The following is a 12680-nucleotide window of genomic DNA, read 5'->3' on the forward strand; positions in this document are numbered from 1 at the left end:
GCGCAGCCATCTTCGCTAGGTTAAACCCCACAAATGAATACTCATTCATCGACGAGATTATTATGACACGCGTTCAGTTCAACCATCATCACCACCATCATCCTGACTAGTCTTTCAGGCGATTGGTGCTGGAAGACTTTCAAGATCTTCCAGTGGTGTGAACGCAAGAGAACCCCCGGAAGATCGTCTTCCGGGGGTTTTTTTATGGGCTGACGTAACCACACATTCAGGACCGAATTAAGAGGACAGGAACCATGTTAGATAACACCCGTTTACGCATAGCTATGCAGAAATCTGGCCGTTTAAGTGATGATTCACGCGAACTGCTGGCGCGCTGCGGCGTTAAAATCAACCTTCAGCAACAGCGCCTGATTGCGTTTGCGGAGAACATGCCGATCGACATCCTGCGCGTGCGCGATGACGATATTCCTGGCCTGGTAATGGATGGTGTGGTCGATTTAGGCATCATCGGCGAGAACGTGCTGGAAGAAGAGCTGCTGTCGCGCCGTGCCCAGGGTGAAGATCCGCGCTACTTTACGCTGCGCCGCCTCGACTTCGGCGGTTGCCGTCTGTCACTGGCGATGGCGACAGATGCCGAGTACACCGGCCCGGAATGCCTGGATAAATCCCGTATCGCCACCTCCTATCCGCACCTGTTAAAACAATACCTCGACAAAAAAGGCGTCAGCTTTAAGACCTGTTTACTGAACGGTTCCGTAGAAGTGGCGACCCGTGCCGGTCTGGCTGATGCCATCTGCGACCTGGTCTCTACCGGTGCTACGCTGGAAGCCAATGGCCTGCGCGAAGTTGAAGTAATCTATCGTTCAAAAGCGGTGCTGATCCAGCGTGACGGCGAGATGCCTGCCGCGAAGCAGGAGCTGATCGACAAAATGATGACCCGTATTCAGGGCGTGATTAAAGCGCGTGAATCGAAGTACATCATGCTGCACGCGCCGAGTGAGCGTCTGGAAGAAGTGATCAGCCTGCTGCCTGGTGCAGAGCGCCCGACCGTGCTGCCGCTGGCAGGCGATGTCAGCCGCGTGGCGATGCACATGGTCAGCAGCGAAACCCTGTTCTGGGAAACCATGGAAAAACTGAAAGCGCTGGGTGCCAGTTCGATTCTGGTGCTGCCTATTGAGAAGATGATGGAGTAAGCCATGGCCTTTTCTACCCCGATTGAGTGGCAGCAGTGCACCCCCGAACAGCAGCAGGCGCTGCTGTTACGTCCTGCTATCGCCGCCTCTGAAAACGTGACGCTGACGGTGCGCGATGTGCTGGAGCAGGTAAAGCTGAACGGTGATGACGCCCTGCGCCAGTTCAGCGCCCGCTTCGACAAAGCGCAGGTGGATAACCTGCGTGTTACCGCGCAGCAAATCGCAGAAGCCAGCTTACGTCTGAGTGACGAGCTGAAGCAGGCGATGGCCGTCGCGGTGGGCAATATCGAAACCTTCCACAACGCGCAGATCCTGCCGCCGGTGGATGTGGAAACCCAGCCGGGCGTACGCTGCCAGCAGATTACCCGCCCGGTGAAATCGGTCGGACTCTATATTCCTGGTGGTTCCGCCCCGCTCTTCTCCACCGTGCTGATGCTGGCGACCCCGGCCCGTATCGCTGGCTGTGGCCGCGTCGTGCTCTGTTCGCCGCCGCCGATTGCCGATGAGATCCTGTATGCCGCCCAGCTGTGCGGCGTAGAAGAGGTGTTCCAGGTGGGCGGCGCGCAGGCCATCGCCGCGATGGCCTTCGGCACCGAAACCGTGCCACGCGTGGATAAGATTTTTGGCCCGGGCAACGCCTGGGTGACAGAAGCGAAACGTCAGGTAAGTCAGCGACTCGATGGCGCGGCGATTGATATGCCAGCGGGTCCTTCTGAAGTGCTGGTGATTGCGGATGAAGGCGCCACGCCCGCGTTTGTCGCGTCTGATTTGCTTTCACAGGCAGAGCATGGTCCCGACTCGCAGGTGATTCTGCTGACGCCTTCATTAAAGCTGGCCGAGGCGGTCGCGGTCGCGGTTGAGCAGCAGCTGGCGCAGTTGCCGCGGGCTGCCACAGCGCGTCAGGCGCTGGAAAGCAGCCGCCTGATCGTGGCGCGTGACCTTGAGCAGTGTGTCGCGATCTCTAATCTCTACGGCCCGGAGCACCTGATTCTGCAAACGCGCCAGCCGCGCGATCTGGTGGAGTCGATCACCAGCGCCGGCTCGGTATTTTTAGGCGACTGGTCGCCGGAGTCCGCGGGCGATTACGCCTCTGGCACCAATCACGTGTTACCGACCTACGGTTACACCTCGACCTGTTCCAGCCTGGGCCTGGCCGATTTCCAGAAACGCATGACGGTGCAGGAGCTGACGCCGCAGGGCTTCCTGAACCTGGCCGCCACCATTGAAACCCTGGCCGCCGCCGAGCAGCTGGATGCCCATAAGAATGCCGTCACCCTGCGCGTTGCCGCACTGAAGGAGCAAGCATGAGTCAGGATATTGAGCAGCTGGCGCGCGCCAATGTGCGCGCACTGACGCCCTATATGTCGGCGCGTCGTCTGGGTGGCAACGGAGATGTCTGGCTCAATGCCAACGAGTTTCCGCTGCCGGTGCCGTTTGAGCTGTCGCAGCAGACGCTGAACCGCTATCCGGAATGTCAGCCTAAACTGGTGATTGAGCGCTACGCTGCTTATGCAGGCTTAACGCCGGAGCAGGTGCTGGTGAGCCGTGGCGCGGATGAAGCCATCGAGCTGATCATGCGCGCCTTCTGTGAGCCGGGTCAGGATGCGATTCTGTTCTGTCCACCGACCTATGGCATGTACAGCGTCAGCGCCGAAACCATCGGCATTGAATACCGCACCGTCCCGGCCCTGACCGACTGGCAGCTGAACCTGCCTGCTATTGCAGAGCAGCTGGATGGCGTCAAAGTGGTTTACCTCTGCAGCCCGAACAACCCGACCGGCAACCTGATCAATCAGGACGACATCCGTCAGCTGCTGGCAATGACCGCCGGTAAAGCGCTGGTCGTCGCAGATGAAGCCTACATTGAGTTCTGCCCGCAGGCGACCCTGACCGGCTGGCTGAAGGATTATCCGCATCTGGTGATCCTGCGTACGCTTTCTAAAGCCTTTGCGCTGGCTGGCCTGCGTTGCGGCTTTGCGCTGGCGAATAAGCCGGTCATCGACCTGCTGATGAAGGTCATCGCGCCCTACCCGCTGGCCACACCGGTTGCCGATGTCGCCGGTCAGGCACTGAGCGACCAGGGAATTGCGCTGATGCGTGAGCATGTGGCACAGCTGAATGAGAATCGTAGCTGGCTGCAGGCTGAACTGACTCAGCTGGCCTGCGTTGAGCAGGTTTTCTCCAGTGAAACCAACTATGTGCTGGCGCGCTTTACCAATTCACCAAAAGTCTTCAAAACCTTATGGGATCAGGGCATTATCCTGCGTGATCAGAACAAAAATCCGGGCCTGTCGGGATGCCTGCGCATCTCTATCGGCACGCGTGAAGAGTGCGAACGAGTGATCGCCGCGCTGCAAGCCTTTTCTGTGGAGCAAGCATGAGCCAGAAGACCCTTTTTATTGACCGCGACGGTACGTTAATCTCTGAGCCGCCTGAAGATTATCAGGTGGACCGCATGGATAAGCTGGCGTTTGAGCCAGACGTTATCCCGGCGCTGCTGGCGCTGCAGGCCGCCGGTTATCGCCTGGTCATGATCACTAACCAGGATGGTCTTGGCACCCCGGGTTTCCCGCAGGCCGATTTCGATGGCCCGCACAATCTGATGATGCAGATCCTGACCTCGCAGGGCATTGCGTTTGACGATGTGCTGATCTGTCCGCACATGCCGGACGATCACTGCGACTGTCGCAAGCCGAAAACCCGAATGGTGGAAGCCTGGCTGGCCGAAGGCGCGCTGGATACCGCCAACAGCTACGTGATTGGCGATCGCCTGACCGATGTTCAGCTGGCGGAGAACATGGGCATCCAGCCTATCCGCTACGGTGCTGACGGCCAGAACTGGCAGACCATCCAGCAGCGTCTGACCCAGCGTGACCGCCATGCGCTGGTGCAGCGCAACACCAAAGAGACACAGGTGCGGGTAGAACTGTGGCTGGATCGCGAAGGCGGCAGCAAGATTAATACCGGCGTGGGTTTCTTCGACCACATGCTGGACCAGATCGCGGTGCACGGCGGGTTCCGCATGAATATCGAAGTGAAAGGCGATCTCTATATTGACGATCACCACACGGTGGAAGATACCGGTCTGGCACTGGGCGAAGCGCTGCTGAAAGCGCTGGGTGACAAGCGTGGCATTGGCCGTTTTGGCTTTGTGCTGCCGATGGATGAATGTCTGGCGCGCTGCGCGCTGGATATCTCCGGCCGTCCGCACATCGAGTTCAAAGCGGAGTTCAACTATCAGCGCGTGGGCGACCTCAGCACCGAGATGGTCGAGCACTTCTTCAGCTCGCTCTCCTACGCCATGATGAGCACCCTGCATCTTAAAACTAAAGGCAAGAATGACCATCACCGCGTCGAGAGCCTGTTTAAAGCCTTTGGTCGTACGCTGCGTCAGGCGATCCGCGTTGAGGGCAATACGCTGCCAAGCTCGAAGGGAGTGCTGTGATGAACGTGGTGATCATGGATACCGGTTGCGCCAACCTGTCGTCAGTGAAATGGGCGATTGAACGTCTGGGTTACTCCCCGGAAGTGAGCCGCGACCCCGATGTGGTGCTGCGTGCCGACAAACTGTTTCTGCCCGGCGTCGGCACCGCACAGGCGGCAATGAATCAGCTGGAAGAGCGTGACCTGATCGATCTGGTGAAAGCCTGTACCCAGCCGGTGCTGGGGATCTGCCTGGGTATGCAGCTGCTGGGGCGAGGCAGCGATGAAAACGGCGGCGTGCCGACGCTGGGAATTATCGATGAGCCGGTGTCGTTAATGGACACGCACGGCCTGCCGCTGCCGCACATGGGCTGGAATCAGATTACCGCGCAGGCGGGCAATCATCTGTTCCGTGGCATCGACGAAGGCTGCTATTTCTACTTCGTCCACAGCTATGCCATGCCGGTCAACGCCAGCACTATCGCCCAGTGTCACTACGGTGAAGCTTTCACCGCCGCGGTGCAGAAAGATAACTTCTTTGGCGTCCAGTTCCACCCGGAACGCTCGGGCAAAGCGGGCGCGCAGCTGCTGAAAAACTTCCTGGAGATGTAATGATTATCCCCGCGTTAGATTTAATTGACGGCAAAGTGGTTCGTCTGCATCAGGGCGATTATGGACAGCAGCGCGATTACGGCAGTGATCCGCTGCCGCGTCTGCAGGATTACGTTCGCCAGGGCGCGACCGTGCTGCATCTGGTGGATTTAACCGGCGCGAAAGATCCGGCGAAACGCCAGATCGCGCTGCTGAAAACCCTGCTGGATGGCGTTGATGTGACGGTGCAGGTCGGTGGCGGCATTCGCAGCCGTGACGATGTTCATGCACTGCTTGAAGCCGGAGCGAGTCGCGTGGTGGTTGGTTCCACCGCGGTGAAACAGCCTGAAGAGGTAAAACGGTGGTTTGCGGAATTTGGCGCAGAGGCGATTGTGCTCGCGTTAGATGTGCGCATTGATGCCAGTAACCGCAAAGAAGTGGCAATCAGTGGCTGGCAGGAAGCGGCGGGTGTCACGCTGGAAGAGGTGATTACCGACTTTCAGCAGGTGGGCCTGAAGCACGTGCTGTGCACCGACATTTCTCGCGACGGCACCCTGAGCGGCTCCAATGTTGCGCTCTATCAGGAAGTGACGGCGCGCTTCCCGACGATTGCTTTTCAGTCCTCGGGTGGCATTGGCGACCTCAATGATATCGCCGCCCTGCGCGGCAGCGGCGTTCAGGGCGTGATTGTTGGACGTGCGCTGCTGGAAGATAAATTCACTGTTTCGGAGGCGATCGCATGCTGGCAAAACGGATAATTCCCTGCCTGGACGTACGTGACGGCCAGGTGGTCAAAGGCGTACAGTTTCGCAATCACGAAATCATCGGCGACATCGTGCCGCTGGCGCAGCGCTATGCCGCCGAAGGTGCCGACGAGCTGGTGTTCTATGATATCACCGCCTCATCCGATGGCCGGGTCGTCGACAAAAGCTGGGTGTCGCGGGTTGCGGAAGTGATCGATATCCCGTTCTGCGTCGCGGGCGGCATTAAAACCCCGGAAGACGCGGCGCGCATTCTGGAGTTTGGCGCAGATAAGATTTCGATTAACTCGCCCGCGCTGGCCGATCCCACGCTCATTACCCGCCTCGCAGATCGTTTTGGCGTGCAGTGTATTGTGGTCGGGATCGATACCTGGTTTGATGAAGCCAGTGGTAAATATCAGGTGAATCAGTATACCGGTGACGAAGCGCGCACCCGCGTGACGCAGTGGGAAACGCTGGAGTGGGTGCAGGAAGTGCAGAAGCTGGGCGCAGGCGAGATCGTGCTGAACATGATGAATCAGGATGGCGTGCGTAACGGCTATGACCTGGTGCAGCTGAAGAAAATGCGTGAAGTCTGCAAAGTTCCCCTGATCGCCTCTGGCGGCGCAGGCACCATGCAGCACTTCCTGGATGCGTTTACCGAAGCTAACGTGGATGGTGCTTTAGCCGCCTCGGTATTCCATAAGCAGATTATTAATATTGGTGAGCTGAAGAGCTTTCTGATCGACAACGGAGTGGAGATTCGCGCGTGCTAACTGAACAACAACTGGCCCTTCTCGACTGGGATAAAACACAGGGCATGATGCCGGTCATTGTCCAGCACTTCGTCTCAGGCGAAGTGCTGATGCATGGCTACATGAACCCGGCCGCGCTGGAGAAAACGCTGGCAGAAAGCAAGGTCACCTTTTTCTCCCGCACCAAAAATCGCTTGTGGACCAAAGGCGAAACCTCCGGCAACTTTTTGCAGGTCGTGAGCATCACGCCTGACTGCGACAATGACACCCTGTTAGTGCTGGCGGATCCTATTGGCACGACCTGCCATCTGGGCACCACCAGTTGCTTCTCACCGGCGGTCCCTGAGTGGACGTTCCTCTATCAGCTTGAGCAGTTGCTGGCCTCGCGTAAAACCGCCGATCCTGAAAGCTCCTACACCGCACGACTCTACGCCAGCGGCACCAAACGCATCGCGCAGAAAGTGGGTGAAGAAGGCGTTGAAACCGCACTGGCCGCCACGGTCAACGATCGGGATGAACTCACCAACGAAGCTTCTGACCTGGTCTATCACCTGATGGTGCTGTTGCAGGATCAGGATCTCGACTTCCGCGCCGTGATCAACAACCTGCGCGACCGCCATAAGTAACTGTGCAATATGCTGCTCAGAATTTCGTTTTTTATGCGGATTCTGAGCAGTCTTCAGCTCATTCCTCACGTCCAGCCTGCACAATGACGGCAACTCAAACCTCAGGGAGAGAACCGTGACCACCCATGAGAAATTAATCGCCCTGCTCGACCAGCACCAGGCACGCTATCGCCTGATGGAGCATGAGGCGACCGGTAAATGTGAAGCGGTCGCGGCGATACGCGGCACCGAAATCGGCCAGGGTGCTAAAGCGCTGGTCTGTCATGTGAAAGGCAACGGCGTTAAACAGCATGTACTGGCGGTTTTACCTGCCGATCATCAGGCCGATCTGGGCAAAGTCGCGGTAGCTGTCGGGGGAAGACGCGCCTCACTCGCCAGTCCGGCGGAAACCGATCTGTTGACCGGCTGCGTATTCGGGGCGATTCCGCCGTTCAGCTTTCATCCCGACCTCAGACTGGTTGTTGACCCCGCGCTGTTTGAACGTTATCCGGAGATCGCGTTTAACGCTGGTCTGCTGGAACGTTCAGTGATCCTGAATACCGAAGATTATCGCGCGTTATGCGCGGCTGACGTGGTGAAGATTACGCAGTAATTGCCATCCCGGCAGCCCGGCGATACTCTGCATAATCACTCATCACGACAGAATAAGAGCAAAATCATGAACATTTTCACTCAACGCCTGCGTCAGACGCTGGCTGTGGCGGTTATGGCAGGCTGCGCTTTTGGCGCGCAGGCAAAAATCGAACAGGTGCGTTTCGCGGTCGATCCGACCTATCCGCCATTCGAATCGAAAACGCCACAGGGCAAGCTGGTCGGCTTTGATATTGATCTGGGCAATGCGCTTTGTACTCAGATGCAGGCAAAATGTGTCTGGGTTGAAAGCCAGTTTGACGGCATGATCCCGGCCCTTAAAGCGCGTAAATTTGATGCCATTCTCTCCGACATGGGCATTACCGAAGAGCGCCTGAAGCAGATTGATTTCACCGCGCCGCTCTATGACACCCACACCCAGCTGATTGCCCGTAAAGGTGCTGGCATATTGCCCACCGTTGAATCCCTGAAAGGAAAAACGGTCGGCGTAGAACAGGGAACGGTTCAGGAGCGCTATGCGCTGGCAAAATGGCAGCCTTTTGGGGTGACCGTAGTGCCTTATGGCGATCAGGCACAGGTTGAAAGCGATCTGGTTTCAGGACGACTGGATGCGGTATTCACCGATGCGGCACAGGCTGCCATCGGCTTCCTGAAGCATCCGCAGGGCAAAGATTTTGAACTGGCTGGCCCGATTATTCAGGATCCGATCATCGGCCCCGGCACGGCGATTGGCTTGCGCAAAGGCGATACCGAGCTGAAAACCGCACTGGATAACGCCTTCGTCGAAATCAAAAATAATGGCACCTTTGACCAGATTCAGAAGCGCTACTTCGCTACGGATATCTCTATCCAGCCTTAACCTCGCGGTCGCCCTTTTTCATCCTCACCGCGATCCGGCACTATACTCTAACTATTTCGGGACGGCGCGCTGTCGTCCTTTGCCGATTAAAGGACATTAACACGGTATGCATCAACAACATCATCCACTGTTAAGCGCCTCTTTAGGCACCCAGCGTGAAATCATCAGTTTCCATTTCGCAGAAGACAACGAGCGTCAGGTCTACATTCAGGCTGCGCTGCATGGCGACGAACTGCCCGGTATGGCAGTGGCGTGGTTTTTAAAGCAGCGACTACAGGCGCTTGAGTCCGCCGGTCAACTTAAAGCCGCCTTTACCCTGGTGCCGGTTGCTAATCCCCTGGCGCTGGGACAGCACTGGCATGGCACCCATCTGGGCCGATTCCATACGCTCTCTGGCCAGGACTTCAACCGCCGTTTCCCGTCACTGGGCGCAACCCTGGCGGCCGGGCTGGCTGAGAGTCTGACCCAGAGTGAAACGCAGAATAAGAGCCTGATCCGCGAGGCGATTGATCGTCACTATCGCGATACCGTGCCAAAAACCGAGCTGGATGCGCAACGCCACACGCTGATGCGGATGGCCAGTCAGGCCGATCTGATGATTGATCTGCACTGTGACTGGGAAGCCGTGCCTCACCTCTACACGACGCCGCACGCCTGGCCGGACATTGAGCCGCTGGCGCGCTGGTTAGGCAGCGAGGTGCAGCTGCTGGCGCAGATTTCTGGCGGTGAACCGTTTGATGAAGCCTGTTGCGAACCCTGGCTGACGCTGGCGGAACGGTTTGGCAAAGATTATCCGATGCCACGGGGATTGCTGCCGGTGACGCTGGAGTTGCGTGGCGTGCGTGATGTGTCGCCTGAACAGGCAGAGAAAGACGCGGAGGCGATTATTTCAGCGCTACAGGAAGGCGGTTATATCAGCTACAGCGAGCCAGCGATTTCCGTGGAAGTGGCTGCGCCCGTGATCGGTGGCGACGAACTGGTCCCGGCGAGCGCGGGCGGAGACGATATCGTGGCTATCAATGACGGCCCGATTGGTTTAAACGTGCCAGATATCGCTGAAGCACCTGGAGAAGCTGGCGTCATCAAAGAGCGCCACAGCGAAGGATCGGCGGCGGCCTCCCCTTCCCTGAAAAATCCACCTACGCCGTTAGCGGGCTGTGAATATATTCATTCGCCGGTATCCGGTCTGATCCTGCATCGTAAACCGCTGGGCGCAAAGATTCGGCCGGGAGAAGTGGTGGCGGAGATTGTTGACCCGATAACTGACCAGATTACGCCGCTGGTGACGGAACATGGCGGTATTCTCTATGCGAGACACTGGGCTAAGTTTGCGACGGCAGGCATGCTGGTGGTGAGGCTGGCAGGTGAGCGAGAGATTCGGAGCGGGGATTTGCTGGTGATGTAGTCAGCATCACCAACTGGCGTGTCACTTCGCAATCAGCTTTGCTCGCGTCGATTTTTGAACACAAAGAGAGACGATGTTGTGAAGTTGACCGCCAGCCCGCATAGACTTCCGATGGCTACGGCAACCACTGGGTATTGCGCAATCCAGGAGGAATTGTAAACAGCAATACTGTAGGCGATATAGTTCACAGCCCCGCCAAAAAGCATAAAGAAAAGATAATTTAAGAACTCTCTTTTCTTATTTAATGACGAAGACATGCTTCTGAAAGTAAGTTTCCGGTTAAGCAGCCAGGTTGCAAAAACTGCCGCCAGAAATGAAATCAGCCTGGCAATATACAGCCCTAAGAAATCTTTTAAAAGATAGAGCACAAGGGCGTCAACGATAAAACCAGCAACACCGACAAATGCAAATAATATTAATTTTTTCATACGAGAATCAGAACCAATTTTATTTTTATGACCAGCCACAGAATAATAGCTGGTCATCTTGATTAAAAAGAGACAACCAAGGGTTCTACGCCCTGCTTATCTAACCAAGCGATTCCCTCTTCAACCGGGACAATTTGAACACGGCTTCTGTCACTAACCTTCCCTGGTAATTTGAGAGTTACATCAGCATGGCCGCCTTGCGCAGCAACGTAAGGCATAGCCACGCGCAAAAAGTCCTGATTAATGAGCGCTCCATCCGGACTATATAGTCTGACGCCTAAATTCAAAGGATAAAATGTATTTTTGCCAACAGCGAAATCACTGTTGTTAATAACAGTGACCGATAGCGTCTGACCAGAATTATCGCTTGCAGATTTTATTTGTGACCTAAGCTTTAAGGATAAATTCCCTTGAACTTTTCCAGAGGTACCTGGCTGCTGAGATGAGGAAAAATAAGTCCATTTAAGCCGGTTTAAATCAAATTCACATAGTCCCTGACGAATACCATGAGCATCAACATATTTAAGAACTCTGGGTATATAGGTATTTAACGGGTTTTTAGCAAAATCCCAATCTTTGGGGTTGAAAGTTGAAAAGCCGTTGATTGTTCTCAGGTGAAAAATCTCAGCAATAAACATCGCATCGACATTATGTGGATAGAGATCAAAGTCAATGTTTGTGTTATTTATATCGAACTCACCGAAACGCTGTCCTAAAACATAGAATGATTTGCACTCTTTAGGAGGAGCGGGCACGTCATTTAAGAAGGCAAGGCTAGCTTTACGGTTAAAATCACTACTTTGTGACAGATTAATCTGCTCAGTAATAAGCAACACACCAAGAATAAACCCAATAGGTTTTGCGATCTTAACGATTCTTCCAGAAAGAAATAATGTTGCTAAAAGGGCAAGCGGAAAGATAAGGAAGAGCGCATAGCGTGAAGTAACCCTCATTCCTTTAGCGCCGGGAACAAACTTCCAGATATACTCCCAAAGAAAGAAATCGCCCTGTTTTATCATTACTGCCAGAGAGATGAACAACGCAAAAATCAAGCCAGCAATTAACTTAATCCCGACATCTTTCTTTTTTATAAAAAGAATTGAAAGTAAAGAAAAAACAAACACAAGTACAATGAACGGCGGAAAACCAACATTTAACTCTCCGACTCGCTGTACAGACCCAAAGTGGTTCCCAAAAACAAAATCGGCAAGTTTTCCAAAAAGCAGGTTAGAAGAACCAGGATCCAGCAGGTTGCCTATTTTTGGCGCATAATAAGTAACTGAGTAAAGATTTTGCCCGCCCGTTTCTTTTGCTTTCGGCAAATAAACCATCAGAAAAGGGATTATAGAAGCAACGAAAAAGAGAACAGGCACAAAAAAAGAATAAATATCAACTCTACTAAAGAGAGATTCTCGCAAAGCCATACTGAATAAAATGGAAGGTATAATACATATTATAAAAATAAGTGAAAAAAGCAGATAGAACCAAGCCATATAAAAAGAGGTTATCAGCCATGCCGATAAAAATACAGCTGAACAACTTCCTAAGATGATGGAGTTCTTTCTATCACCTGCGATAACCGAAGAAAAATATTTGAGAAGTAGAGCCGTCAACAGCGGAGCAAAAGTAAGACTTAGCAATTGTGCATGATGCATTTGCACAGTCAGAGAGTTGCTGAGGCTAAAAATCATGGCCCCAGCGACTGCTGCGTAAAAACCCACCTTTAAAACATGACGCGCAAGATAGAAAAAAGATATAAAGCCAATCGCTTTCAATGTTATGTTAACAAATTCAGATGCCAGAAACACATCCAAACCTAAAAACTTATAAATTGAAAAAATCATCCCAAAGATTAAATATCCATCATTATAGCCCAAGGTATCTTTGTAGGGATAGAAATAGGCTACCTGATTCCATTTAGCCTGCCCCGTAAAGAAATTGTACCAGTGCTGTAAAATACTGGTTTCTATCATTCCATCGAAACGACTACCAATAACAAATTCAAAGCCTGTTGAGAATTGTCTGGAGAAAACAATCCCCAACGTTATGATAAATGCCAGAATGAATAATAGAATTCTGACATTTCTGTTGGATATTAATTTCATCAT

The 12680-nt window shown here is 54.0% G+C and carries 14 protein-coding genes and 1 other annotated feature; of the genes, 12 read left to right on the forward strand and 2 right to left on the reverse strand.

The annotated features are described in order from the left end of the window. The first annotated feature begins 62 nt into the window (after positions 1 to 62). The 12 genes from hisL to AC6I8B_RS12710 all read left to right on the forward strand — a co-directional run bounded on the left by hisL (position 63) and on the right by AC6I8B_RS12710 (position 10144). Positions 63 to 110, forward strand: coding sequence for a his operon leader peptide (hisL, locus tag AC6I8B_RS12655; RefSeq protein WP_100396937.1), 48 nt, complete (start codon positions 63 to 65; stop codon positions 108 to 110). Next, positions 86 to 206: a sequence feature (His leader region), on the forward strand. It overlaps the preceding gene by 25 nt. A gap of 48 nt (positions 207 to 254) precedes the next feature. Next, positions 255 to 1154, forward strand: coding sequence for an ATP phosphoribosyltransferase (gene hisG, locus AC6I8B_RS12660; protein WP_004571317.1), 900 nt, complete (start codon positions 255 to 257; stop codon positions 1152 to 1154). 3 nt (positions 1155 to 1157) lie between these two features. Beyond that, positions 1158 to 2462, forward strand: a complete 1305-nt coding sequence (gene hisD, locus AC6I8B_RS12665) for a histidinol dehydrogenase (protein ID WP_010670959.1) — start codon at positions 1158 to 1160, stop codon at positions 2460 to 2462. Next, positions 2459 to 3535: a histidinol-phosphate transaminase gene (hisC, locus tag AC6I8B_RS12670; protein ID WP_157352564.1), complete on the forward strand. Its 1077-nt coding sequence runs from the start codon at positions 2459 to 2461 to the stop codon at positions 3533 to 3535. The genes hisD and hisC overlap by 4 nt, the downstream gene beginning before the upstream one ends. Next, positions 3532 to 4599, forward strand: a complete 1068-nt coding sequence (gene hisB, locus AC6I8B_RS12675) for a bifunctional histidinol-phosphatase/imidazoleglycerol-phosphate dehydratase HisB (RefSeq protein ID WP_010670960.1) — start codon at positions 3532 to 3534, stop codon at positions 4597 to 4599. The genes hisC and hisB overlap by 4 nt, the downstream gene beginning before the upstream one ends. Beyond that, on the forward strand, positions 4599 to 5189 hold the full coding sequence (gene hisH / locus AC6I8B_RS12680) for an imidazole glycerol phosphate synthase subunit HisH (protein ID WP_157352565.1): 591 nt from the start codon (positions 4599 to 4601) through the stop codon (positions 5187 to 5189). Before hisB ends, hisH begins: the two co-directional genes overlap by 1 nt. After that, positions 5189 to 5926, forward strand: coding sequence for a 1-(5-phosphoribosyl)-5-[(5-phosphoribosylamino)methylideneamino]imidazole-4-carboxamide isomerase (hisA, locus tag AC6I8B_RS12685; protein WP_031591331.1), 738 nt, complete (start codon positions 5189 to 5191; stop codon positions 5924 to 5926). Before hisH ends, hisA begins: the two co-directional genes overlap by 1 nt. Next, positions 5908 to 6684, forward strand: a complete 777-nt coding sequence (gene hisF / locus AC6I8B_RS12690) for an imidazole glycerol phosphate synthase subunit HisF (RefSeq protein ID WP_010248068.1) — start codon at positions 5908 to 5910, stop codon at positions 6682 to 6684. Before hisA ends, hisF begins: the two co-directional genes overlap by 19 nt. Next, positions 6678 to 7289 carry a bifunctional phosphoribosyl-AMP cyclohydrolase/phosphoribosyl-ATP diphosphatase HisIE gene (hisIE, locus tag AC6I8B_RS12695; protein ID WP_332837848.1) on the forward strand — a complete coding sequence of 204 codons (612 nt, stop codon included), beginning with the start codon at positions 6678 to 6680 and terminating at the stop codon, positions 7287 to 7289. The genes hisF and hisIE overlap by 7 nt, the downstream gene beginning before the upstream one ends. A 115-nt stretch (positions 7290 to 7404) precedes the next feature. Next, positions 7405 to 7881 carry a YbaK/prolyl-tRNA synthetase associated domain-containing protein gene (locus tag AC6I8B_RS12700; RefSeq protein ID WP_111534028.1) on the forward strand — a complete coding sequence of 159 codons (477 nt, stop codon included), beginning with the start codon at positions 7405 to 7407 and terminating at the stop codon, positions 7879 to 7881. Positions 7882 to 7947: 66 nt separating this feature from the next. Then, entirely contained in the window at positions 7948 to 8739 is a 792-nt protein-coding gene (locus AC6I8B_RS12705; RefSeq protein ID WP_157352568.1) for an ABC transporter substrate-binding protein, read from the forward strand. A gap of 106 nt (positions 8740 to 8845) precedes the next feature. Next, complete coding sequence (locus AC6I8B_RS12710; protein ID WP_157352571.1) at positions 8846 to 10144, forward strand: succinylglutamate desuccinylase/aspartoacylase family protein; 1299 nt, start codon at positions 8846 to 8848, stop codon at positions 10142 to 10144. A 32-nt stretch (positions 10145 to 10176) separates the two neighbouring features. Here the strand turns inward: AC6I8B_RS12710 and AC6I8B_RS12715 are convergent, their stop codons facing one another. Both AC6I8B_RS12715 and AC6I8B_RS12720 read right to left on the reverse strand, forming a co-directional pair. Beyond that, entirely contained in the window at positions 10177 to 10611 is a 435-nt protein-coding gene (locus AC6I8B_RS12715) for a GtrA family protein (protein ID WP_305820390.1), read from the reverse strand. Positions 10612 to 10634: 23 nt separating this feature from the next. After that, a complete protein-coding gene (locus AC6I8B_RS12720; RefSeq protein ID WP_157352573.1) occupies positions 10635 to 12680 on the reverse strand; it encodes a glycosyltransferase family protein in 2046 nt (681 codons plus the stop codon).

Source organism: Pantoea sp. X-Soil-ISGK-285, from assembly GCF_059730815.1.

Bases quoted from the DNA above. Each gene is read 5' to 3' on its own strand.
- hisD (WP_010670959.1), top strand. From the start codon at position 1,158: ATGGCCTTTTCTACCCCGATTGAGTGGCAGCAGTGCACCCCCGAACAG.
- hisC (WP_157352564.1), top strand. From the start codon at position 2,459: ATGAGTCAGGATATTGAGCAGCTGGCGCGCGCCAATGTGCGCGCACTG.
- AC6I8B_RS12720 (WP_157352573.1), bottom strand. From the start codon at position 12,680: ATGATGAAATTAATATCCAACAGAAATGTCAGAATTCTATTATTCATT.
- hisA (WP_031591331.1), top strand. From the start codon at position 5,189: ATGATTATCCCCGCGTTAGATTTAATTGACGGCAAAGTGGTTCGTCTG.
- hisH (WP_157352565.1), top strand. From the start codon at position 4,599: ATGAACGTGGTGATCATGGATACCGGTTGCGCCAACCTGTCGTCAGTG.
- AC6I8B_RS12705 (WP_157352568.1), top strand. From the start codon at position 7,948: ATGAACATTTTCACTCAACGCCTGCGTCAGACGCTGGCTGTGGCGGTT.
- AC6I8B_RS12710 (WP_157352571.1), top strand. From the start codon at position 8,846: ATGCATCAACAACATCATCCACTGTTAAGCGCCTCTTTAGGCACCCAG.
- hisF (WP_010248068.1), top strand. From the start codon at position 5,908: ATGCTGGCAAAACGGATAATTCCCTGCCTGGACGTACGTGACGGCCAG.
- hisG (WP_004571317.1), top strand. From the start codon at position 255: ATGTTAGATAACACCCGTTTACGCATAGCTATGCAGAAATCTGGCCGT.
- hisB (WP_010670960.1), top strand. From the start codon at position 3,532: ATGAGCCAGAAGACCCTTTTTATTGACCGCGACGGTACGTTAATCTCT.